Origin of the sequence: Hydrogenophaga sp. Root209, from assembly GCF_001428625.1 — a bacterium.
GTDB lineage: Bacteria > Pseudomonadota > Gammaproteobacteria > Burkholderiales > Burkholderiaceae_C > Hydrogenophaga.
Window position 1 is genome coordinate 291,587 of record NZ_LMIE01000022.1, and the last position, 23,502, is coordinate 315,088.

Sequence of the window (23,502 nt, forward strand, 5' to 3'; positions counted from 1 at the left end):
CCATGTCCTTCACGTCCTCCATGCAGTCCTACGACGACGCCGCACTGAACATTCTCGGAGACCAGGACCGCACTTCCGCGCTGGCCTTGATGTCGCTCGTGATCGGGATCGCTGGCCTGCTGGTGCTCACGCTGGAGCTGGTGCTCGCGGCGCCGGGCAAGCACGAAGGCTGGGTGGCTGGCGGGCTCACGGTCGTGGCCTGGTTCTGCTACGGCCTCACGCGCACCGGCCGCACGCGCTATGTGGCACACCTCATCGTGGCCGCCGTGCTGGCCTCCGCCATCTTCTCCGCCCTCACCTACGGATCGGTGCGCACTGCCGTGGGTTTCCTGTTCATGGGCGCGGTCCTGGGCGCCGGCATATTCCTCGGGCGCACGGCGCTCATCATCACCACGGCTGCCAGCATCGGCTCGCTGGGCGCCCTGACCTGGGCCGAAGCCAACGGTCTGATGACGGCCACACCAGATTTCAACGTCAGTCTGCGGGTGTGGATCACGCACTCGGCCACCATCCTGGTGTCCGCGCTGATGGTGCACCACAGTCGGGTGAGGACCAACCGGGCGATCCGGCTGAAGACCCAGGAATTCGAGCGGCGCAAAGCCACCGAACAGGAGCGTGACCGCAGCCTGGAGCGTTTTGCCCGCATCTTCCGCACCAGCCCGAGCCCCATGGTGGCCCAGTCGGCGCGCACCGGCTCCATCCTCGATGTGAACCCGGCGTTCGAGCGCAGCTACGGCTACGCCCGCGACCAGGTGCTCGGCCGCCAGGAAAGCTTCCTCTGGAACGACCCGGCCCAGCGCGACACCTACTTGCAACAGCTCTATGCCGAGCGCCACATGGACCAGTTCCCCTGCCTGGGCCGGCGTGCCGATGGCACCGTCTTCCAGGCGCTCATCTCCAGCGAGATGGGCACCGACCGTGAAGACAAGCTCATCATCACCACCATCACCGATGTGAGTGCGCAGGCCGAAGCCATGGACCGGCTCAGGCGCTCTGAAGAGCGGTTTGCCAAGGCCTTCAACTTCAGTCCGCTGAACCTCACCATCACCCGGCTTTCCGACGGAAGCTTCGTGGAAATCAATGAAGCCACCGACTCCGTGCAGGGATTGCGGCTTGAGGAACAGCTGGGCAAGACATCGGTCGATACCGGCGTCTGGCTCACGCCAGCTGACCGGGAGCGCTTCGTGGCCCAGCTCCTGCGCGACGGCCGCATCGACAACTACGACACCCGGATGCGCCACAAGGACGGCAGCCTGATCGATACCCGGCTGTGGGCAGAACTCATCGAGATCGACGGGGAGGCCTGCATCCTGTCCTGCACGATCAACACCACCGCCGAAAAGAGGCGGGAGTCCTTGTTGCTCAATGTGGCCAAGGGCGTTGCGGCGGAAACCGGAGAGGCGTTCTTCGGCGCGCTGACACGGCACCTCTGTGAAGCCATCAGATGCGACATGGTGGTGATCGGCGAATGCAGGGATCCGCAACAAGTGCATATCCTCTCCATCTGGAAGGATGCATTGCCCATGCCCACCTTCAGCTTCGACACAGTCAACACACCGTGCGCTGAAACCCTCCAGCAAAAAGACGTGTTCGTGTGCGCCCAAGGCCTGCCGCTGGAATTTCCGCAGGCCAGAGGCATCAACCGCGAAGGTTTCCAGGCCTACCTCGGACAGGCCTTGCGCGATGCCGACGGAACGCCCATCGGCATCCTGTTTGCGATGTGGCGCAAGCCATTGACCCTGCGCGAAGACCTTCAGGCGCTGGTCTCCATTTTTGCCAGCCGCGCCAACGCCGAGCTGGTGCGCTTGCACCGCGACCGCGAGATCCAGCGCCTGACCGAGACGCTGGAGCAGCGGGTGCGCGAGCGCACCGCCGATCTGCAAAAGCTCAACGCGGAACTCGACTCCTTCGCCTACACGGTCTCACACGACCTGAAGTCACCCCTGCGCGCCATCGACGGCTTCACCCGTCTGCTCGACGAACAGCTCGGTGAGCGCATGAGTGCCGACGAGCGCGAGATGTTCGACCGGGTGCTGTCGTCCACCGCACGCATGGGCTCGCTCATCTCCGCGCTGCTGGCGCTGGCCCGCGTGAGTCAGGCACCGCTGGAGCGCCAGAGCGTCGACTTGAGCGAGCTGGTGCGCAGCATCCTGGCCGAACAGCTGGACAAACACCCGCAGCGCCAGGTGCGGTGCCACATCGCGCAAGGGCTGGCGGCGGGGTGCGACCCGCAGCTCGCGCGCATCGCGCTGGAAAACCTGCTGGGCAACGCCTTGAAATACAGCCGCGACCAGCCACAGACGGTGATCGAGTTCGGGCGTTCCGAGCACGAGGGTGACAGTGCGCCCCGGTATTTCGTGCGGGACAACGGCGTGGGCTTCAACATGGCCTACGCCGCCAAACTGTTCAAACCATTTCAGCGTCTGCACATGGCCAACGAGTTTGAAGGCACGGGCATCGGCCTGGCCACCGTGCGCCGCATCATCGAGCGCCACGGCGGTGACATCACGGCCATCAGTGCGCCCGGCGAAGGCGCCACGTTCAGCTTTTCGCTCGGCGACGCACCCGCCGCTTGATGGGGGTCAGTGGGCCAGGCTGCTCACCAGAGTCACGAGAGCGATGCCCGCCAGCAACCAGGCCACCTGCGCCACCGTGTCCCGAAAGCCCAGTTGTTTCTGCAGTTGCGGAATGAGATCGGCCAGCGCCACATAGACAAAGCTGCTGGACGCGGCCACCAGGAAGAACGGCAGGTAGTCCTGCAACTGCGTCACGAGGAAATAGCCCACCACCCCACCCAGGGCGGTGACCGTGCCCGCCATGGAGACCTTGACCAGCGCAGCGCGCGAGGTGCCCGAGGTGAGGCGCAGCACCACCAGGTCGCCGATGTGGTGCGGCACTTCGTGGGCCAGCACCGCCAGCGAGGTGATCACGCCCAGGCGCATGTCGGCCAGGAAAGCCGAAGCGATCAGGATGCCATCGCCAAACGCATGCACGCTGTCGCCGGCCAGCACGGCCCAGCCGCCCGAACGTGGACCGTGGTTGTGGTGCGCATGGTCGTGGTGATGGTGGGCGTGATCCCCATGAGCTTCTTCCTGCGCCGGCCCGTGGTTGTGCTCGTGCCCGTGGTGCCACAGCTCGGCCTTGTCGAGCAGGAAGAAAAACACCAGCCCGCCCAGCAACATGGCAAACAACTCGTGCGCGCCGGCCTCGCTCTCGAACGCCTCGGGCAGCAGGTGCATGAAGGCTGTGGCCATGAGTGCACCGGCGGCCAGGCTGAGCATGTGTTGTGTGTAGCGCGCCAGCATCGCAAGCGCCATCAGCGCTGCCAGCCAGACGCTGCCCACACCGGCCGCCACGGTACCCACCAAGATCGCCAGCAAGGTCATGTTGTTTTGTTCAGTTTGTCCATGAAAAAGGCCGCTTTTCAGCGGCCTCGGGTCCCCGGCGCAACGCGGCTCAGGCCATGCCGTGCTGCTTGAACCAGGCCAGTGCACGGTTCCAGCCATCTTCGGCCGGCTCCTTGCGGAAACTCGGGCGGTAGTCGGCATGGAAAGCGTGGGGTGCTTCGGGGTAGACCACAAAAGTCGATGCTTTGGCGGCCCGACTGCCCACCGCCAGAGCAGCCTTCATCTTATCAACCGTGTCAAGGGGGATGCCGGAGTCGGCGCCGCCATAAAGACCCAGCACGGGGCCCTTGAGCTGGGCGGCCACGTCCACCGGGTGCTTGGGATTGAGGGGCGTCGCATCGCCCACCAGACGGCCGTACCAGGCCACGCCGGCCTTCACCGCCGGGTTGTGGGCCGCGTACAGCCACACGTGGCGTCCGCCCCAGCAAAAGCCGGTGACGCCCACCTTGGAAACATCGCCGCCGTTGGCACCGGCCCACTTCACCGAGGCATCCAGGTCGGCCATCACCTGCGCATCCGGCACCTTGGACACCACCTCGGCGATCAGCTTGGCCAACTCGCCATAGCTCTGCGCATCGCCTTGGCGCACGAACAGCTCGGGTGCAATGGCCAGATAACCGGCCTTGGCGAATCGGCGCGCGGTGTCGGCAATGTACTCGTGCACGCCGAAGATCTCGGAGAGCACCAGCACCACCGGCAGGCCGGTCTTGCCGGCCGGCGCGGCGCGGTAGGCCGGCATCCTGTAACCATTGACGTCGATCATGACCTCGCCCACGGTGAGGCCGTCGGACGGCGTCCTGATCGCCGTCTGCGCCATCAGGGGCAAGACCGACGCGGCGTAACCCACGCCCAGCGCCGCCTTCAGTGCGGTGCGGCGGGTGGTGCCATGTTCATTCGACTGGCCCGGCAGCAGGGCACCGAGGTCCTGGGCATGTTGGTCGTGTGAGTCCTTGAGCATGTGGAAGTCTCCTGATCTGGGTTGGGACGGGCCAGTCTGCCACGACCATCAAACCCGCGTGGCGGCGTCAAACATGTCCTGCAGCTCCGGCTCCCAAAGACCCTGCTGGTCGACCGCCGTCTGCACGAGCACGGTGCGCGTGGGCATGTCGATCAACACGCGCTGGCCGTGGTGGCCGTGCATGGCGGGTCGCGACCCGTCGGCGCGCCCATGCCAGAACAAGGCCTTGTAACCCAGCGCCAACCGGGCCCGGCCGTGGCGCACCGGGGCATCACGCTCGCTCCATGAAGTGCACTCCTTGATCCACGCCTCGCTGACGATGGCCTGGCCCTCAGGGCCGCGGCCGCGTTGGGCGACCAGTTGGCCCAGCCGCGCCCAGTCGCGCAGCCGCGCGGCGAAACCGATGCTGTTGAACTCGGCCCCGCGCGCATCGGTGAACCAGGTGGCCGGCGCCTCGGCGCCCATGGGCTGCCACAGCACCTGTTCGGCAAAGGCCGACAGCGAGCCCCCGGTGACGCGGCGCATCACCATGCCCAGCGTCAGCGGACACAGCTCGTTGTAGTTGAAGCGCGTACCGGCGGGATCGCTGCGCCGGTTCCAGTCCTTCACGGTGCGCGCGATGTCGGGGTCCCGGCCCAGCAACGCACCGGGGTAAAGAACTGCGTTGTCGCGCGCGTGCACCACATCGGCGCCGCTGCACATGTTGGCCAGGTGGCGCAACGTGGTCTCACCGTGCAGGGTACCGTCGAGTTCGGGCACGTATCGGGCGGCCGGCTCGTCCAGCGAGGCAATGAGCCCGCGGTCCAGGCAGATGCCCAGCAACAGCGAGGTGATGCTCTTGGCCATGGACCAGCTCTGCAAGCGCATGGACGGTTGGCGCGCGAAGCCGTAGCGCTCGACCAGGATGTTGCCGTCGCGCGCGATCAGCAGGCCCGTGACGGGCCACTGCGCCAGGTATTCGTCGGGCGTCTTGCGCAACCCTGCCCACCGGTAGTGGAAATCGTTCACTGGCGCCTCGTTCCAGGCAGCCATTCTGCCGCCGGCCCGGATCACGTGGTGGCGGATCGAACGCTCGTGGCCCCCCGAATAATTGCCCACGCGGAACTCTGGAACGCGCTCGAAGCTGGAGCGACTCTGCGGGTACCCGCGCTGCGCGCCCCACTTGTCGTCGGTCTGCGCCCACGCCGGCCAGCCCGCCACAGACAGGCCGGCGCACAGAAACGCGCGGCGATTCTGCATGTCAGTGTCCGGGCCGCGTGTCCCACCCGGGGGCGCCGCGGAACCGGCTCCGCCGGGCCGCAGGCGCCGCCCCCTGGAGGGGGTCGCACGAAGTGCGGCGGGGGTGTTTCATGTCAATGGGCTTTGTCCCAGTTGGGTCCCACGCCCACTTCCGCGAGCAGCGGCACCTTGAGCTCAGCCACGCCCGCCATCAGGCGCGGAATCTCGGTCTTGAGCCAGTCCACCTCGCCCTCGGGCACCTCGAACACCAGTTCGTCGTGCACCTGCATGATCATCTTCGTGCCGCGCTGTTGCTCGTCCAGCGCCTTCTGCACCGCCACCATGCTGAGCTTGATGAGGTCGGCCGCCGTGCCCTGCATGGGTGCGTTGATGGCGGCGCGCTCAGCGCCACTGCGCCTCGGCCCGTTGGGGCTGTTGATCTCGGGGAGGTACAGGCGGCGACCGAACACGGTTTCCACATAACCCCGGGCTTTGGCACTCTGGCGCGTGTCGTCCATGTAGCGCTTCACGCCCTCGAAGCGTTCGAAGTAGCGCTGGATGTAATTTTTGGCCGCGGTGTTGTCGATGGCCAGGGCCTTGGCCAGGCCAAAGGCACTCATGCCGTAGATCAGGCCGAAGTTGATCACCTTGGCGTAGCGCCGCTGCTCGCTGCTCACCTGCGCCGCCTCCACGCCGAACACCTCGGCTGCGGTGGCGCGGTGCACGTCGATGCCTTCGTGAAAGGCGCGCAGCAGAGCCTCGTCGCCGCTGATGTGGGCCATGATGCGCAGTTCGATCTGCGAGTAATCGGCGCTGGCGATCACATGACCGGCCGGCGCCACGAAGGCCTCGCGCACGCGCCGGCCTTCCGGCGTGCGGATGGGGATGTTCTGCAGGTTGGGGTCGTTGCTGGACAGCCGCCCCGTCACCGCCACGGCCTGCGCGTAGTGCGTGTGCACCCGCCCCGTGCGCGGCAGCGCGAGCTGGGCGAGCTTGTCGGTGTAGGTGCCCTTGAGCTTGGACAGACCCCGGTGCTCCAGGATCTTGGCGGGCAGTGGGTAGTCTTCGGCGAGTTTTTCCAGCACCTCCTCGTCGGTGCTGCGCGCGCCGGTCGCGGTTTTTTTGATCACCGGCAGGCCCAGCTTGTCGAAGAAGATTTCGCCGAGCTGCTTGGGGCTGCTGAGGTTGAACGGCTGTCCCGCGATCTCGTAAGCCTCCTGCTCCAGCGCGTGGATGCGCGACCCCAGTTCGTGGCTCTGCCTGGCGAGTGTGGGCGCGTCGATCAGCACGCCGTTGCGCTCGATGCGGTAAAGCGCTTCGCTGCTGGCGATCTCAAGCTCGTAGACAAAGCGCAAGTTCACGTTCGCCTGCAGTTGCGGCCACAGCGCCAGGTGCACGTCCAGCGTCTGGTCACTGTCCTCGCACGAATATTCGGCCGCCTTGGCCACGTCGACCTGTGCAAACGGAATCTGGTGGGCACCCTTGCCGCACAGGTCTTCGTAGTTGATGCCCTGGCGGCCCAGGTGGCGCTCGGCCAGGCTGGCCAGACCGTGCGGCTTGTGCACTTCCAGCACATAGCTCTGCAGCATGGTGTCGTGCACGTAGCCCTGCACCTCGATGCCGTGGTTGGCGAACACGTGGCGGTCGTACTTCACGTGCTGGCCGAGCTTGGCGTGCTTCGGGTCTTCCAGCCAGGGCTTGAGCTTGGCCAGCACCTCGTCGAACGGCAACTGCTCGGGCGCGTCGGGTCCACTGTGGCGCAGCGGGATGTAGGCCGCCGCGCCGGGCGTCACACTGAAGCTGATGCCCACGATCTCGGCGCGCATCTCGTCGAGCGAGGTGGTTTCGGTGTCCACCGCCACCAGGTCGGCCGCGAGCACGCGCTGCAGCCAGGTGTCGAACAGATCCCAGGACAGGATGGTGTCGTAGGCCAGGTTGGTGGCGCGCTCGGCGCTGCCGCTCAGGTCGGGCTCGTCGAACAGGCCTGGCGAGCCATCGCCGGCCTTGCCCTTGGTCTTGGCCTTGTGTTCCTCGAGCATTTCCGGTGGCACGTCGTGCTGCGCCAGCGTGCGCACCAGGCCCTTGAAGCCGTACTTTTCGCTGAACGCCATGAGCGCCTCGGAATCCTGCCCGCCGATCGTGATGGCCTCCAGCGAGGGCAAGCCTTCGATGTGGTCCTTGAGATCGCAGTCGGTCTTGATGGTGAGCAACTCGCGCCCCTTGGGCAGCCAATCGAGCGCGTTGCGCAGGTTCTCGCCCGCCACACCCTTGATTTCGCCCGCGCGCGCCACCAGCGCTTCCAGCGAGCCGTATTCGAGCAGCCATTTCACGGCGGTCTTGGGACCGACCTTGGGCACACCCGGCACGTTGTCCACCTGATCACCCACCAGGGTCTGGTAGTCCAGCATCAGACTGGGCGGCACGCCGAATTCGGCCGTCACGCCGGCGATGTCGCGCCGTCGGTCGTTCATCGTGTCGATCACCGTGATGTGCTCGTTGACCAACTGGCTCAGGTCCTTGTCACCGCTGGAGATGATGCAGGTGATGCCCTGCTGCGCCGCCACGTGCGCGAGCGTGCCGATCACGTCGTCGGCCTCCACGCCGGGCACATCCAGCACCTTCCAGCCCAGCAGCTTCACCACCTCGTGGATGGGGCCGATCTGCGCGCGCAGGTCGTCGGGCATGGGTGAGCGGTTGGCCTTGTACTCGGGGTAGAGCGCATCGCGGAAGGTCGGCCCCTTGGCGTCGAACACGCAGGCGGCGAAGTCGGCTCGCACGTCCTTGCGCAGCTTCTGCATCATGTTGATCATGCCGCGGATGGCCCCCGTGGCCGGGCTGGCCGGGTCGCCTGGCACGGCTCGCAGGTCCGGCATGGCGTGGAAGGCGCGGTAGAGGTAGCTGGAGCCGTCGACCAGCAACAGGGTGGGGGCGGGGGATGTAAGGTCGGACATGCGAGCATTGTCGGGGAGATCGAGCCCGCTTCGCAGGCCGGGCGCTTGGCCCTTCACGTGCGCCGCAGGCCCCCGCCTGCCTACAATGAGGCATGAACGCCCACACCCCACGCCTGCTCTCCGCCCTCGCCCTGGTGGCGGGCATCACCCTGGCCTCGGCCGCCCAGGCCCAGACGGCCCCGGTGGAGCAGCCGCCCCAGCCCGCCTCGCCGCGCGATCGCATCGAACGCATCACCAACGAAGACGCGCTCACCCGCATCGACGAGGTGCGTGTGGGCGGCGAGACAAAGAGCATCGACGTGCAACCCAAGAACGGCGCACCGGCCTACCAGATCAACCCCGACACGAACGGATCAGGCACCGGCGAAGTCGGCGGCAAGCGCACCGGCAATGCCGGTCGAAGCAGTTGGCGCATCCTGAACTTCTGATTGCGCGTTTCATGGCCGTTTACACCGAAGTCGCGTTCGCGGAAGCCGCTGCCCTGCTGCACACCCTGGATCTGGGAGACCTCACCGAATTGCGGGGCATCCAGGGCGGCATTGAAAACACCAACTACTTCGTGACCAGCGAGCGCGATGGCGCCACGCTGGAGCATGTGCTCACCGTGTTCGAACGACTGGGCTTCGAGCAACTGCCGTTCTACCTGCACCTCATGAAGTTTCTGGCGGGCAAAGGCATCCCGGTGCCCGACCCGGCCGCCACCGCGAAAGGCGAGATCCTGCACACCGTGCAAGGCAAACCCGCCGCCGTGGTGGACAAGCTGCGCGGCAGGAGCGAACTGGCCCCCGGTGTGGCGCACTGCGAAGCGGTGGGCGGCATGCTGGCGCGCATGCACCTGGCCGGACGTGATTTCCCCCTGAACCAGCCCAACCTGCGCGGTCTGGCGTGGTGGAACGAGACCGTGCCGGTGGTGCTGCCCTTTCTGAGCGCACCGCAGGCCGACCTGATCCGCACCGAGCTGGCTTACCAGAACCACGTGGCCGCCAGCCCGGCCTACACCGCCCTGCCCCGCGGCCCGATCCACGCCGACCTGTTCCGCGACAACGTGATGTTCGAAGCCGGCGAGCTCACCGGCTTCTTTGATTTCTATTTCGCCGGCTGCGACACCTTCCTGTTCGACATTGCGGTCTGCCTCAACGACTGGTGCGTGCACCACAGCCAGGACGCCACCGACGGCAGCTTTGATGCCGCACGCTCCCGGGCCCTGCTGGCGGCCTACCAGGCAGTGCGCCCGCTGAGCACGGCCGAACGAAGCCTGCTGCCGGCCATGCTGCGCGCCGGCGCCCTGCGCTTCTGGATTTCCCGCCTGTGGGACCTGCACCTGCCGCGCGAAGCCGCCATGCTGCAGGCCCACGACCCCACCCATTTCGAACGCGTGCTGCGCGAGCGCGCCACCCACGCGCGCGACCTGTCGGTGCAGCTGCTCGATACCGCTGCTCCCGCGACAGCGCCCCAACCCGTGACCGCATGAAACTCCACCTCGTTCCCGCCCGCACCGGCCTGCAGTGGGTCAAGCTGGGCATGAAGACCTTCTTCCGCCAGCCGCTGGCCATGTCTGGCCTGTTCTTCATGTTCATGGCCACCGTTTCGGTGCTCTCGCTCATCCCGCTGCTGGGCACGGTGATCTCGCTGGCACTGGTGCCGGCGGCCACGCTGGGCCTGATGGCGGCCACGCGCGAAGCCGTGCAGGGCCGCTTTCCCATGCCCTCCACGCTGGTCTCGGGCCTGCGGGGAACACCGGTGCAGACCCGCAACATGCTCGTCCTCGGTGCGCTGTATGCCGCCGGCCTGCTGCTGGTGCTGGGCGTGGCCACGCTGTTTGCAGGCGAGGCCATACCACCACCAGACGCGAACGCCGAAGTCACGGCCGAAGTGGTGCGCGCCTCGCTGGCCAACCAGGGCCTGCTCGCCGGTCTGGTGGTCTACCTGCCGGTGCTGATGGCCTTCTGGCATGCACCGGCCCTGGTGCACTGGCACGGCGTGAGCCCGGGCAAGAGCCTGTTCTTCAGCTTCATGGCCTGCTGGGGCAACAAGGGCGCGATGCTCATGTACTCGCTGGGCTGGATCGGCGTGTTCATGCTGGTTGGCCTGTTCATGAGCCTGCTGGGCGCCTTTCTGGGCGGCGCGGCCGCGCTCAACATCGTCTTGTACCCGGCTGTCCTGTTCATGGCCTCGATGTTTCACACCTCGATATATTTCACTTTTGTTGACAGTTTCGAGTCGACCGAGCAACCCGTGCCCACAACCACCGGAGAAGATGCATGAGCCAACACACCCTGCAGGGCCGCGTCGAGAGCGAAGTGACCTGGTTCCAGCGCCGCGACACCCTCAAGGCGGCCGCCGCCTGGGTGGCCATGGGTGGGCTGCCTGCGGCCATGGCGCAGCAGCGCAGCAATGTGGTGGAGCTGTTGGGCGACGTGCTCCTCAACGGGCGGCGCATGCTGCCCCAGCAAACCGTCCAGACCGGTGACGAGATCGCCACCGGCCCGGCCTCGCGGCTGATCTTCGTGCTGGGCAATGCGTCCTTCAACGTGCGGCAAAACTCGCGCATGACGGTGGAGCGTGGTGCCACCCTGCACACCGTGAGCCTGCTGCGCCTGCTCAGCGGTGCGGTGGTCAGCGCCTTCGGCAGCGGCCCCAGCCGATCCATCGTCACCCCCACGCTGACCGCCGGCATCCGGGGCACCGGCGTGTACACCGAGGTGTTTGCCGACCAGGCCAACCGCAGCTATTTCTGCAACTGCTACGGCACGGTGGAGATGCAGGCCGGGGGCAACCGGGCGCTGTCGGTGTCGAGCTACCACCAGTCGTTCTGGGGCGAGGTCGAACCCAAGGCCGGGCGTTTCCTCACCCCCGCCCCGGCCTTGAACCACACCGACGAAGAGCTGGAGTTCCTGGCCCGCCTGATCGACCAGCGCACCGCCTGGCAGATCGCCGGGCGCACCGGTGTGAAAGACGGACGCGGCTACATGGAGCAGCGCCCCGCCGATGCGCACCCGGCCGCGACGCGTTGAGGCACCCCCCCAAAGACAAAACCCGGCTGAGCCGGGTTTTGTCTTTGGGGAGCAGGTGACTCAGAGACCGATCACACCACCATCGTTGCGGGTGATGACGATCGTCGCCGAGCGCGGGCGGCTCCCGGCGCCGTAGCCTTTGTTGCTGGGCCACTGGCTCTGGAAGCTGAACGGGCCACCAGGCGCCGACGCTGGCCATGCACCAACGAGATGGCCACGCCGTCCTCATCCAAGTCGTGCAGTGGCAGCCAGGTCACGCGGCCGCTGGGCAACAAACGCTGCTGCATCACGCGGTCGTAGTAGGCGCAGATCTCGGCGCCACTGGCCAGCTCGTTAAGGCCCGCATTCAGGCCCACCTCGTCGATGCGGCCACTGCCCAGCGGCATCGAATTGACGCCGTAGGTGACCGAGGGGCCATGCAGGCGCACGAAGGGGTAGGCTTCGTTCCAATGGCCGCCGGGCTTGGCGCGGCGGTCCACGATGACCACCTTGGCCGTCGTCTCCGCCGTCAGCGTGTCGGCCATGGCCATGCCCACGGCGCCCGCACCGACGATCACGTAGTCGGCTTCCAGGATGTGTTCGCTCATGTTGGTCTCCTGGATGTGAATCATTGTTCCGCCGCTACGCTGCGCTGCAGTGCCCATTCGCCGATGCGCTGACCCATGGCCATGCCCACCTCGGTGGATTTGCGGTAGTGAACGCCGCCGTAGATGCGGGCCTGCGCCACCTCGTGCATGAAGTCGTCGGGGCTGTTCCAGCGGCGCACGACGCCAGGCAGCGTGGCGCTGGTGGTGCTGAGCACGGGCAGCGGCCCCTTGCGCCCTTCGGCGTTCAGCACCGTGGCCACGGTGCCCGCCAGGATGCAGTGCGCGCAGGGGTACTCCGGATGCATCGGTGTGTCGATCAGCGGTGCCCAGCTGGCGTCACGTTCGGTGCCGTCGTGGCCGTCGAGATCGCCGTTGCGGATCGCCGTGACCGGGCGCCAGAAGTTGTGGTGGTACTTGGCGTCCATTACCGCGATCAGGGCGTCGTCCATGGACTGCGCGACCACCGCGAAGAGCCGTGCGTTGGCCAGCACATCGCGGCCAGGCTGCAGCGCCACCGAGCGCACCACGCCGTGGTAGATCGCCGGCAGCGAGTGGTCCCAGAAGCGCCCGACGTCTGTCTGTTCCGCGCTGCGCTGCTTGCTGTCGCGGCCACCCACGGATTTCATCTCGTTGTAGTCGGCGGCCCAGCGCGCGCTGTTCAGCGCAGGCGGCGGGCCGGGGCGGAACTGGTCGGCGCGCTGCAGCAGCCACGGCCTGCGCTGCGGCCACTGGAGCGCAGCCAGCGTCGTGGTCGGCACATACGCGCCCGGGGTGGTGTGCGGGCGGTAGGTATCGGCACCGCCCGGCATCTCGCCGGTGCGCGAGGCCAGCACACGCTGCGCGGCGCGCTCGCCGGCCGCCAGGTGTTCCGCCCTCGGTGCGTCGTCCGGCATGGCCGCCAGGGCGGCCTGCACGGCGGCGTCGATGGCCGCGCGCTGCGCCGGGAGCAGTTGCGTCAGCGCGGCGCGGTGGGCGCCCGCCACCGCCGCGTCCACCGCATGGGGTGGTGCCGACGGGGCGCGCCGGGCTTCACGCGCCGCCTCGTAGGCGGCGGTCTGCACCAGCGCCATCACGCGCACAGCGGGCGGCGTACCGATGCGCGCCTCGCCGACGATCTGCGCGGAGCGCTGGTTCCAGTCGGTGATGACATCGGCCCGCACGTGCGAGGCCAGGGTGGTGAACAAGGCGCTGGTGAGTGGCACCGCCAAGTGGGCTATCAAGCTGCGGGTCTTCATGGTGATCTCCTTCAAATGGGTGGAGCGCTTCAGTGTTTGGTGATCACGATCTCGAGGTATTCGCCGGGCACCACCAGCGAGTCGGTACCGGCCACGTTCAACTCGTCGAGCAGTGCGGTGATGGCGCGCTCGAGCGACTGCGCACCGGCGGCGTCGAGCGCGGCGAAGGCCTTGTGGGTGGGGCCGTAGAACTCGCGAAACACCGCCACGAAGTGCGCCGCCGAGTGGTAGCGGAAGTTGAAGTGCCGGCGCTGGCATTTGATCTGCGCGGCCTGGGCGCCAAACAACTCGACGATGTGCGGCTCGGTGCCCCACAGCGCGGGCGACTGCACACCCGCTGGCGGGGGCACATGGGCGCCGATCACCTTGAACAGGCGACCGATGAAGCCAGCGGGCGTCCAGTTCGCCAGGGCGATGCGGCCACCCGGGCGCAGCACGCGCAGCATCTCGCTGGCGGCGCGGTGGTGGTCGGGCGTGAACATGACGCCGAAGGTGGACAGCACGGTGTCGAAGCTGGCGTTGCCAAAGGGCAAGGCTTCGGCATCGGCGAGCTGAAACTGCACCGGCAGGTGTTCGGCCTCTGCACGGGCGCGCCCCTTGTCCAGCAGTGCCTGCACGTAGTCGGTGGATGTGACCTTCGCGTAGCGGCGCGCGGCAGCCAGCGAGGCGTTGCCGTTGCCGGCGGCCACGTCGAGCACGGCCTGGCCGGCACGCACGTCGGCGGCTTCGACCAGCGTCTCGCCGACGATCTGCAAGGTGGTGCCGATGGCGGCGTAGTCGCCACTGGCCCAGGTGGCCTGCTGGCGCTGCTTGATGGCGGTGAAATCCGGGGCGGGTTTGTCGATGACGGTGTTCATGGTGTCTCCTGAGGATGGGTGTTCGAGGTGCATCGACGCAGGTGGCGCCGACGAATCCATTCTCAAAAACGGTGGCCGTTGACGCTTCACCTTCCGTTGGGCATATTTGCTCGTGCGTCCGCCGTTGAGGGTGCGCAACTTCGCGCCTCCACCGTGTGTCCGCGCGACTTGATCCAGACTCCACACGGCCGGGAACTTGCGATGAGCCACGATCCCTTGTCCGATGTGTTGCGCAGCGTGCGCTTGCGGGGCGCCATCTTTTATTACGTGAGCTTCGACGGCGAGTGGGCGGCCGAGACACCACCGTCACCGATGCTGGCCGGGGCTCTCATGCCGGGCGCCGACCACGTGCTGGCCTACCACCTGGTGGTCAAAGGAGATGGTTGGGCTGCCTCGGACGGCCAGGCTCCGGTGCGTCTGGCCGCCGGCGACATCATCATGTTTCCACGCGGTGACGGCCACGTGATTTCGAGCGCCCCCGGCCTGCATGCGTCGGAGGATCAGAGCAACTGGCGCTACGAGACACGCAACGACCCCAAGCCGATCGCCGTGGCCTACCACCGGGGCGTGCTGCGGCCCGGCCTGCCCGGCCCCGCTGACGATGCGCGCACGGTGGTGGTGTGCGGATTCGTGGCCTGCGACATGAAGCCGTTCAACCCGCTGATCAACGCCCTGCCACCGCAGCTGCACCTGCGCGCCGGGGCCTTGGGGGCATGGACGACGCAACTGCTGGACCAGGCAGTGGCGGAATCGCGCGAGCGCCGCGCCGGCAGCGCCGCCATCCTGGAGCGCGCCAGCGAGTTCGTGTTTGTCGATGCCGCGCGGCGCTACCTCGAATCGCTGCCGCCGGGTTCAGCGGGATGGCTGGGCGCCCTGCGCGACCGGCATGTGGGGCAGGCCATTGCCCTGATGCACGAACGTCCGTCAGAACCCTGGAGCGTGGAGGAACTGGGCCGTCAGGTCGGGCTGTCGCGCTCGGCCCTGCACGAGCGCTTTGTTGACCTGACCGGGCAGGCGCCGATGCAATACCTGACGAACTGGCGCATGCAGCTGGGCGCGGGGCTGCTGCGCCAGGGGCATGCCAAGGTGGCCGCTGTGGCGCTGGAGGTGGGCTACGACTCAGAAGCCGCCTTCGCGCGCGCCTTCAAACGCCTGGTCGGTCTGCCGCCGGCGGCGTGGCGGCGTGCGCAGACCAGGTGACTTCCTGTCACCAGACTTTCACATGACTTGCACATGATCCGCGGTGATTCATTCACCCAAGGCCATCAGCATGTCCCACGACAACATCCGCCCAAGCACCCAATTCAACGACGAAGACTCCAACCGCAGCGGCAACCCCGCTTTTGACGAAGTGCTCGCCACCCGCCTGAGCCGCCGCGGCCTGCTGCGTGGCGGCATGGGGATGGCGGGCGCTGCGGCCCTCGGCGGAGCGGCCACGCTGGCCGGCTGCGCCACGGCCTCCCAGGCGCCCTTGCCGGCGGCTGTCAACACCCTGGGCTTCACGCCCGTGGCCAAGAGCCTTGCCGATGTGGTGATGATCCCCCCGGGCTACTCCGCCCAAGTGATCTACGCGCTGGGCGATCCGCTCACCGCCGCCACGCCGGCTTACAAGAATGACGGCACCGACGCCGACTTCGGCAACCGCGCAGGCGATCACCACGACGGCATGGAATGGTTCGGCCTGGACGCGCAGGGCAAGCCATCCGACAGCGCCACCGCGCGCGGCCTGCTGGCCATGAACCACGAGGCCACCACCGACGAGAAGCTCAGCTCCTTCTTCATCCATCCCACGGGCGGCGCGTCCACCCTGCCGCGCCCCGCGGCCGAGATCGACAAGGAACTCATGATCCACGGCCTCGCGGTGGTCGAGGTCGAGGGCCGTGGCAAGCAATGGGGCTACAAGCAGACCTCGCCGTTCAACCGGCGCGTCACCACCATGACCGAGGCCGCCCTCCACGGCCCGGCGCGCGGCAGCGAGCATCTGGTGACGAAGTACAGCGCAGACGCCACGAAATGCCGTGGCACGCTGAACAACTGCGGCACCGGCAAGACGCCGTGGGGCACCTTCGTGTCGGGCGAAGAAAACTGGTACGGCTACTTCTTCCGCGACGCCAAGGACGACGATGCGCGCAAGAAGGACAAGCAGGTGCAGGCGCTCAACCGCTACGGCCGCAAGGCTGGCGCGGCCAGCCGCCACGGCTGGGAAACCGGCGGCACTGCCGACATGTACGCGCGCTGGAACAACGGCGCCACCGCCGCCAGCGCCCGGGACGACTACCGCAACGAGATGAACACCTTCGGTTATGTGGTCGAGCTCGATCCTTACGATGCGCGTTCGGTCCTGCGCAAGCGCACCGGCCTGGGCCGCTTCGCGCACGAGAGCGTGTCGTTCGCGAAGCCGGTGGCGGGCCAGCCCGTCGTGGCCTACATGGGCGACGACGCGCGCGGCGAGTACATGTACAAGTTCGTCTCGGCCGCGAAGTGGGACCCGGCCGATGCCAAGCCCGCGAACCGTCTGGCCGCCGGCGACAAGTACCTCGACAAGGGCACGCTGTACGCCGCGCGCTTCAAGGGCGACGGCAGCGGCGAGTGGCTGGAGCTCTCGGTGAACAACCCGGTGATCGCCAACAGCTCGTACTTCGAGTTCAAGAGCGACGCCGACGTGGCCATCTTCACCCGACTGGCCGCCGACGCCGTGGGCGCCACGCGCATGGACCGCCCCGAGTGGGGCGGCATCAACCCCCGCACCGGCGAGATCTACATGACGCTGACCAACAACAGCGCACGCACCTCAAGTGCTGCCGACGCGGTCAACCCGCGCGTGTACACCGACATGAAGGGCAGCAAGGAGCAAAAGGGCAACGTGCACGGCCACATCGTGCGTCTGGCCGATGCCTCGCCCGCGGGCAGTTCGTTCAAGTGGGACATCTACCTGTTCGGCGCCGAGGCGGATGCCGACAAGTCCTCGATCAACCTCTCCAGCCTGACCGACGAGAACGACATGTCGGCCCCCGACGGTCTGGTGTTCAGCCCCACCACCGGCATCTGCTGGATCCAGACCGACGACGGTGCCTACACCGACAAGACCAACTGCATGATGCTGGCCGCCGTGCCCGGCCGCGTCGGCGACGGAGGCCCCAAGGCCGTGATGCACAAGATGGCCGACGGCAGCAGCAAGACAGTGGAGACCCGCATGGGCAAGGCGCCCACGCCCGCCACGCTCAAGCGCTTCCTGGTCGGCCCCAAGGGCTGCGAGATCACCGGTTGGTGCGAAACCCCCGACGGCAAGACCATCTTCGTGAACATCCAGCACCCGGGCGAAGGCACCCGCATGGCCGACGTCATGGACCCGTCGAAGTTTGAAAGCCAGTGGCCGACCAACGTCGGCTACGGCGCCGGCAAGCGCCCGCGCTCGGCCACCATCGTGATCACGAAAAATGACGGTGGCGTCATAGGGACTTGATGTTCAAGTGATCGGGGTTAGCTTCGCGACACTGAGCGCAAGCCACTTCGTTCCATGGCGGCTGAAGTTCACCTGCGCGCGGGCGTCATCGCCCGCGCCTTCGATGGACAAGACCTTGCCCTCGCCGAACTTGTTGTGGAACACGGCCATGCCGGCCTTGATGTCGGTGCCGCGGTCGGGTTCGGGCGCGTTCTGGCCCAGACCTTTGGGGTCGCCTTTGTCGTTGAAGCCGGGTGACCACGATGGTTGCAGCGCGGGCGCTGCGCCAAAGCGCCGCCCGTTCTGCCACTGGCCACCGCCGCCGCCCGCGCCACCCGGTGCGCCCCAGGCCGGCTGCTGTGGCGTGAGCCATTTCAGGCAGGCTTCGGGCAGCTCGTCGAAGAAGCGGCTCTTCATGTTGTAGCGCGTCTGGCCGTGCAGCATGCGCGTCTGAGAGTGGCTGAGATACAGCCGCTTCCTCGCGCGTGTGATCGCCACGTACATCAGACGGCGCTCTTCTTCCAGCCCATCGCGGTCGCTCATCGAATTCTCGTGCGGGAACAGGCCCTCTTCCATGCCGGTGATGAACACCACATCGAACTCCAGTCCCTTGGCAGCGTGCACCGTCATGAGCTGCACCGCGTCCTGCCCGGCCTGCGCCTGGTTGTCGCCCGATTCGAGTGCGGCGTGGGTGAGGAAGGCCGCGAGCGGGCTCATGGTCTCGCCGGTTTCCGGCTCGACAACATCCGTTCGGTCTGAGCTTGTCGAAGACCCCGCGAGCCCTTCGACAGGCTCAGGGCGAACGGACATCTCGGGATCCAGCCCCTGGCTGGCCGGGCTCTGCGTCAGCGCCGGCCCGTCCACCGTGCGTGCCACCGCATCCCGGCCGAAACCCTCGATACCGACAAAGCTCTTGGCAGCACTCACCAGTTCTTCCAGGTTCTCCACCCGGTCCTGCCCTTCGCGTTCGGCGCGGTAGTGCTCCACCAGGCCGCTGTGCTCGAGCACCAACTCGATGATCTCGGACAGCGTCATGCCTTCGGAGCGTTCGCGCAGCACATCGAGCTTGGCCACGAAGGCGCCGATGGCCACGCCGGCGCGGCCAGTCACCGCGCTCACCGCGTCGTGCAGCGAGCAGCCCGAGCTGCGCGCCACGTCCTGCAGTTGTTCGATGCTGCGCGCACCGATGCCGCGCGGCGGGAAGTTCACCACGCGCAGGAAGCTGGTGTCGTCGTTGGCGTTTTCCAGCAAACGCAGATAGGCCAGCGCGTGCTTGATCTCGGCGCGCTCGAAAAACCGCAGGCCGCCGTACACGCGGTAGGGCATGGCGGCGTTGAACAGCGCCGTCTCCACCACGCGGCTTTGCGCATTGCTGCGGTAGAGCACGGCCATCTCCACCTTGGGCACGTCTTCGCGCGCGAGCTGCTTCATCTCGTCGACCATCCACTGCGCTTCGGCGAAGTCGCTCGTGGCTTCATGCACGCGCACCGGCTCGCCGGCCCCGGCGTCGGTGCGCAGGTTCTTGCCCAGGCGGTTCGTGTTGTGGCTGATGAGTTCGTTGGCGGAGTCGAGGATGTTGCTGCAACTGCGGTAGTTCTGCTCCAGCTTGATCTGGTGGCGCACGTTGAATTCGCGCACGAAGTCGGCCATGTTGCCCACGCGCGCACCGCGAAAGGCGTAGATGCTCTGGTCGTCGTCGCCCACCGCGAACACCGCGTTGCCCGAACCCGGCAGGCCTTCGAGTGGCGGCGCGCTGAACATCTTGATCCACGCGTACTGCAGGCGGTTGGTGTCCTGGAACTCGTCGATCAGGATGTGGCGGAAGCGCCGCTGGTAGTGCTCGCGCACCGGGTCGTTGTCGCGCAGCACCTCGTAGGAGCGCAGCATGAGTTCGCCGAAGTCCACCACGCCCTCGCGCTGGCACTGCTCTTCGTAGAGCCCGTAAAGCTCGACCTTCTTGCGCGTCTCCTCGTCGCGCGCCACCACGTCGCGCGGGCGCTGGCCATCTTCCTTGCAGCCGCTGATGAAGTACTGGATCTGCTTCGGGGGATAACGCTCGTCGTCCACGTTGAACTGTTTGCACAGGCGCTTGATGGCCGAGAGCTGGTCCTGTGTATCCAGGATCTGGAACGTGGCCGGGAGGTTGGCCAGCTTGTGGTGCGCACGCAAGAAGCGGTTGCACAGGCCGTGGAAGGTGCCGATCCACATGCCCCGCACGTTCACAGGCAGCATGCTGGACAGCCGCGTCATCATTTCCTTGGCGGCCTTGTTGGTGAAAGTGACCGCGAGCACACCGCCGGGCGTGACCTGCCCGGTCTGCAAGAGCCAGGCGATGCGGGTGGTGAGCACGCGCGTCTTGCCCGAGCCCGCCCCGGCCAGGATGAGCGAATGCTCGGCCGGGAGCATGACGGCGGCGGCCTGTTCGGCGTTGAGACCCGCGAGCAGCGGGGACGGGGCGACGGATTCTTCAAACAACATGGTCTGATTGTAGGAAGCGCCCTGCACCGCGGGCGGTATACGGTCATGCGTATGCAGGCCATATGGGATCGGGGGCATGCAAAGTCGCCCGCGAGCAGCTCAAGGCGCCTAGAATCAGTCACCGGGCCCAAGATTCTTGCGCCCGGTTTCTTTTTGGGTCATCCAGAAAGACCGGCCAAGCCAAGCGCTCTCCCTGTTCAACAACAGTTTTCTGGAGCCTGGTTTTCTCATGGAAATTTTTGACTACGACAACATCCTGCTGCTGCCGCGCAAGTGCCGCGTGGAGAGCCGGTCAGAATGCGACGCCGGCGTGGAGCTGGGTGGTCGCAAGTTCCGACTGCCGGTGGTGCCGGCCAACATGAAGACGGTGGTGGACGAGTCCATCTGCGTCTGGCTGGCCAAGCACGGTTACTTCTACGTGATGCACCGCTTCGACCTGGACAACCTCCAGTTCGTGCGCGACATGCGCGCCCACAATGTGTACGCCTCGATCTCGCTGGGCGTGAAAGCGCCCGACTACGCCACGGTGGACCAGCTGGTGGCCGAGGGCCTGGCGCCCGAATACATCACGATCGACATCGCGCACGGCCACGCCGACAGCGTGAAGAACATGATCGCTTACCTCAAGGAGAAGCTGCCGTCGTCGTTCGTGATCGCGGGCAACGTGGCCACACCGGAGGCGGTGATCGACCTGGAGACCTGGGGCGCGGACGCAACCAAGGTGGGCGTGGGTCCGGGCAAGGTCTGCATCACCAAGCTCAAGACCGGGTTTGGCACCGGCGGCTGGCAGCTCAGTGCGCTGAAATGGTGTGCACGCGTGGCGACCAAACCCATCATTGCCGACGGCGGCATTCGCAGCCATGGCGACATCGCCAAGAGCGTGCGATTCGGTGCCTCGATGGTGATGATCGGCTCGCTGTTCGCGGGCCACGAAGAGTCACCGGGCCAGACGGTGGAGGTGGATGGTGTGCTCTACAAGGAGTACTACGGCTCGGCCAGCGACTTCAACAAGGGCGAGTACAAGCACGTGGAAGGCAAACGCATTCTGGAACCCATCAAGGGCAAGCTGGCCGACACGCTTGTGGAGATGGAGCAGGACGTGCAAAGCTCCATCAGCTATTCGGGTGGGACGAAGCTGATGGACGTGCGCAAGGTGAACTACGTGATCCTGGGTGGGGACAATGCGGGAGAGCATTTGTTGATGTGACGGGGTTGGGAGACCTTTCGCTCAACCACCTCGCGTGGCTCGCGGACGCATGGCGCTCTGCTCCGCGAATGTCCTCCGGACCGGCTGCGCCGGTCCTCCCCCTTGATTTCGCTGCGCAGAACGCCATGCGCCCGCGAGCCTGAAGTGATGCTTGCGCGCCCATGTGACGAGCGCCAACGAGGTCATCGGCGGCCATGGGGCACGGCGCAGCGGCATCAAGGAGGAGACCCGGCAACCGTCAAACCGCCAGCAGCTCCCGAGCCAACAGATGCAGCCGATGCCCGGGCTGAGCCAAGGCCTCGACAATGCTGAAGTGGTTGAGCCCCGGCAGGGCCTCGCACACCGGCACAACCTCCGATCCCCAGGCCTGCTGGATGAGGCGGTTGTGGCGCAGGAACTCGCTGCTCTCATCGCCGCCAGCGGCCGCGTACAGCTGACCCCGGCCTTCGCGCAGCAATGGCGCAGGCAACAGCGCCGGGCTGGCCTTCTTCACCTGCGCAGGCGTCAACTTCAAGGACGACTGCACGAACGGTGTGAGCCGCACCGGCTCCAGGTCGTACAAGCCCGAGATCGAGAGCGCGTTCTTCACCAGCGCCTCGGGCAGATCGTCACCCACGCGCTGCCATTCGCAGGCCAGCATCATGGCGGCGAGATGCCCGCCCGCCGAGTGGCCCGCCACCGAGATGCGGTGCGGATCACCACCGTGCGCGGCGATGTGGCGGAACGTCCAGGCCAGGGCATGCACCATCTGCATCACGATGTCCGGAATGGTGACCGCGGGGCACAGCGCGTAGTTGGGCACCACCACACAGGCTCCGTGCTTCGTGAACGCGGGCGCGATGAAAGAGTGGTCGGACTTGTCCAGGCTGCGCCAGTAGCCGCCGTGGATGAACAGCATCACCGGCGCCAACGGCGCTCCCGCCTTGCGCGGTGCGGGAAAGATGTCCAGTGTCTCTCCGGGGCCGTGGCCATAGCTCACATCCAGCAGTGGGCGGCTGCTCTGTCGGGTTTGTGCCGAGCTTTCAGCCCAACGCTTGAAATACTCGGCGTGCTCGGGCACCAGCGCCCGGTTGTTGTACTCACTGTCCAGCCAGACGGGGTCGGTCGAAGGTGTTTTTTCCATGGTCGCGCATTGTGTCATGGGGGGTCGTTGTCAGCATGTCCTGACGGGCTCAGCAAACACCATTATTCTGTACACGGAATCCCCCTCAATGCTTCTCCAGGCGCTCAGTGAACACCACCTCTTCCACCCCACCTTCCCCCGCCTTGCAAGTGGCCGTGCTCGGCATCGGCCTGATGGGCTTTCCCATGGCCCGTCGCCTGTGTGAAGCCGGCTGCACCGTCAGCGCGTGGAACCGCTCGCGCGGCAAGGCCGAGCGCCTGGAAACCTTTGGTGCCCGCGTGACCGACACACCCGCTGAGGCCGTGGCCCAGGCCGACATCGTCATCACCCTGCTTGAAAACGGCGACATCGTGGAAGACGTGCTGTTCACCCAGGGCACCGTGGACGGCTTGCGTCGGGGCAGTGTGGTGGTCGACATGTCGTCCATCCTGCCGCGCCAGGCGCGTGACCACGCCGCGCGCCTCGAGGCTGCCGGCATGCACCACCTGGACGCACCCGTCTCGGGCGGCACGGTGGGCGCCGAGGCCGGCACGCTGGCCATTATGGTGGGCGGTGAGCCTGCCGTGTTCGAGCGCTTGCGTCACTTGTTCGATCTGCTGGGCCGCCCGGTGCATGTGGGTCCGCACGGCGCCGGCCAACTGGCCAAGCTCGCCAACCAGATGATCGTGGGCATCACCATTGGCGCGGTGGCCGAGGCACTGCTGCTGTGCGAGAAGGGCGGCGCCGACATGGGCAAGGTCAAGCAGGCCATCACCGGCGGCTTTGCCGACAGCCGCATCCTGCAGGTGCACGGCCAGCGCATGGTTGAACGCGATTTCACCAAACGCGCCGCGGTGGCCGTGCAACTGAAAGACATGCGCAACGCGCTGACCACGGCCAGCGAAATCGGGTTCGATGCGCCCATCACCAACCTGTTCGAACAGCTCTACGCCCAGTCGGTCGACCACGGCCTGGCCGATCTGGACCACTCGGCCCTGTTTGTCGAACTCGCCAGCCGCAACGGCATGGCCTGAATCCAGGGTGGG

Annotated in this window: 17 protein-coding genes and 1 pseudogene; 9 read left to right on the forward strand and 9 right to left on the reverse strand. The window is 66.7% G+C overall.

Annotation, left to right across the window (positions count from 1 at the left end):
• The first annotated feature begins 2 nt into the window (after nt 1–2).
• On the forward strand, nt 3–2,576 hold the full coding sequence (locus ASE11_RS12860; RefSeq protein ID WP_162258042.1) for a PAS domain S-box protein: 2,574 nt from the start codon (nt 3–5) through the stop codon (nt 2,574–2,576).
• A gap of 6 nt (nt 2,577–2,582) precedes the next feature.
• Here ASE11_RS12860 and ASE11_RS12865 read toward each other — a convergent pair whose 3' ends face one another.
• The 4 genes from ASE11_RS12865 to polA form a co-directional block, all read right to left on the reverse strand.
• The gene (locus ASE11_RS12865; protein ID WP_056271798.1) at nt 2,583–3,386 is read right to left on the reverse strand and encodes a ZIP family metal transporter; all 804 of its coding nucleotides are present in this window, start codon (nt 3,384–3,386) and stop codon (nt 2,583–2,585) included.
• A gap of 70 nt (nt 3,387–3,456) precedes the next feature.
• Nucleotides 3,457–4,365, reverse strand: coding sequence for a dienelactone hydrolase family protein (locus ASE11_RS12870; protein ID WP_056271801.1), 909 nt, complete (start codon nt 4,363–4,365; stop codon nt 3,457–3,459).
• A 48-nt stretch (nt 4,366–4,413) separates the two neighbouring features.
• Nucleotides 4,414–5,604 carry a serine hydrolase domain-containing protein gene (locus ASE11_RS12875; RefSeq protein ID WP_056271804.1) on the reverse strand — a complete coding sequence of 397 codons (1,191 nt, stop codon included), beginning with the start codon at nt 5,602–5,604 and terminating at the stop codon, nt 4,414–4,416.
• Between the two features lie 113 nt (nt 5,605–5,717).
• Nucleotides 5,718–8,534 (reverse strand): DNA polymerase I, encoded by a 2,817-nt coding sequence (gene polA, locus ASE11_RS12880; RefSeq protein WP_056271807.1) that lies wholly within the window; start codon nt 8,532–8,534, stop codon nt 5,718–5,720.
• A 92-nt stretch (nt 8,535–8,626) separates the two neighbouring features.
• On the opposite strand from polA, the gene ASE11_RS12885 reads away from it, so the two are divergent.
• The 4 genes from ASE11_RS12885 to ASE11_RS12900 are packed head-to-tail and all read left to right on the forward strand — an operon-like array spanning nt 8,627 to nt 11,548.
• A complete protein-coding gene (locus ASE11_RS12885; protein ID WP_056271809.1) occupies nt 8,627–8,962 on the forward strand; it encodes a hypothetical protein in 336 nt (111 codons plus the stop codon).
• Between the two features lie 11 nt (nt 8,963–8,973).
• Nucleotides 8,974–10,005, forward strand: a complete 1,032-nt coding sequence (locus ASE11_RS12890) for a homoserine kinase (protein WP_082585711.1) — start codon at nt 8,974–8,976, stop codon at nt 10,003–10,005.
• Entirely contained in the window at nt 10,002–10,799 is a 798-nt protein-coding gene (locus ASE11_RS12895) for a BPSS1780 family membrane protein (protein WP_056271811.1), read from the forward strand. The genes ASE11_RS12890 and ASE11_RS12895 overlap by 4 nt, the downstream gene beginning before the upstream one ends.
• The gene (locus ASE11_RS12900) at nt 10,796–11,548 is read left to right on the forward strand and encodes a hypothetical protein (RefSeq protein ID WP_056271814.1); all 753 of its coding nucleotides are present in this window, start codon (nt 10,796–10,798) and stop codon (nt 11,546–11,548) included. Before ASE11_RS12895 ends, ASE11_RS12900 begins: the two co-directional genes overlap by 4 nt.
• Before the next feature lie 395 nt (nt 11,549–11,943).
• Here ASE11_RS12900 and ASE11_RS27100 read toward each other — a convergent pair.
• The 3 genes and pseudogenes from ASE11_RS27100 to ASE11_RS12915 form a co-directional block, all read right to left on the reverse strand.
• A pseudogene (locus tag ASE11_RS27100) lies at nt 11,944–12,192 on the reverse strand (NAD(P)-binding protein); the annotation flags it as partial.
• Nucleotides 12,156–13,370, reverse strand: coding sequence for a vanadium-dependent haloperoxidase (locus tag ASE11_RS12910; protein ID WP_056271819.1), 1,215 nt, complete (start codon nt 13,368–13,370; stop codon nt 12,156–12,158). The pseudogene ASE11_RS27100 and the gene ASE11_RS12910, both read right to left, overlap by 37 nt.
• A 29-nt stretch (nt 13,371–13,399) precedes the next feature.
• Nucleotides 13,400–14,227: a class I SAM-dependent methyltransferase gene (locus tag ASE11_RS12915; RefSeq protein WP_056271827.1), complete on the reverse strand. Its 828-nt coding sequence runs from the start codon at nt 14,225–14,227 to the stop codon at nt 13,400–13,402.
• Nucleotides 14,228–14,428: 201 nt separating this feature from the next.
• Between ASE11_RS12915 and ASE11_RS12920 the strand changes: the two genes are divergently transcribed.
• Both ASE11_RS12920 and ASE11_RS12925 read left to right on the forward strand, forming a co-directional pair.
• Nucleotides 14,429–15,427, forward strand: coding sequence for an AraC family transcriptional regulator (locus ASE11_RS12920; RefSeq protein WP_056271831.1), 999 nt, complete (start codon nt 14,429–14,431; stop codon nt 15,425–15,427).
• Between the two features lie 70 nt (nt 15,428–15,497).
• Nucleotides 15,498–17,690, forward strand: a complete 2,193-nt coding sequence (locus ASE11_RS12925; protein ID WP_056272231.1) for a PhoX family protein — start codon at nt 15,498–15,500, stop codon at nt 17,688–17,690.
• Nucleotides 17,691–17,693: 3 nt separating this feature from the next.
• On the opposite strand, the gene ASE11_RS12930 is transcribed toward ASE11_RS12925, so the two are convergent.
• Complete coding sequence (locus ASE11_RS12930; protein WP_056271833.1) at nt 17,694–20,147, reverse strand: UvrD-helicase domain-containing protein; 2,454 nt, start codon at nt 20,145–20,147, stop codon at nt 17,694–17,696.
• Nucleotides 20,148–20,376: 229 nt separating this feature from the next.
• On the opposite strand from ASE11_RS12930, the gene ASE11_RS12935 reads away from it, so the two are divergent.
• Complete coding sequence (locus ASE11_RS12935) at nt 20,377–21,354, forward strand: GMP reductase (RefSeq protein WP_056271838.1); 978 nt, start codon at nt 20,377–20,379, stop codon at nt 21,352–21,354.
• Nucleotides 21,355–21,592: 238 nt separating this feature from the next.
• Here ASE11_RS12935 and ASE11_RS12940 read toward each other — a convergent pair whose 3' ends face one another.
• Nucleotides 21,593–22,477, reverse strand: a complete 885-nt coding sequence (locus ASE11_RS12940; protein ID WP_235501282.1) for an alpha/beta hydrolase — start codon at nt 22,475–22,477, stop codon at nt 21,593–21,595.
• Between the two features lie 107 nt (nt 22,478–22,584).
• Here ASE11_RS12940 and ASE11_RS12945 point away from each other — a divergent pair, with 107 nt between their 5' ends.
• Nucleotides 22,585–23,490, forward strand: coding sequence for an NAD(P)-dependent oxidoreductase (locus tag ASE11_RS12945; RefSeq protein WP_268766292.1), 906 nt, complete (start codon nt 22,585–22,587; stop codon nt 23,488–23,490).
• Nucleotides 23,491–23,502 lie beyond the last annotated feature (12 nt).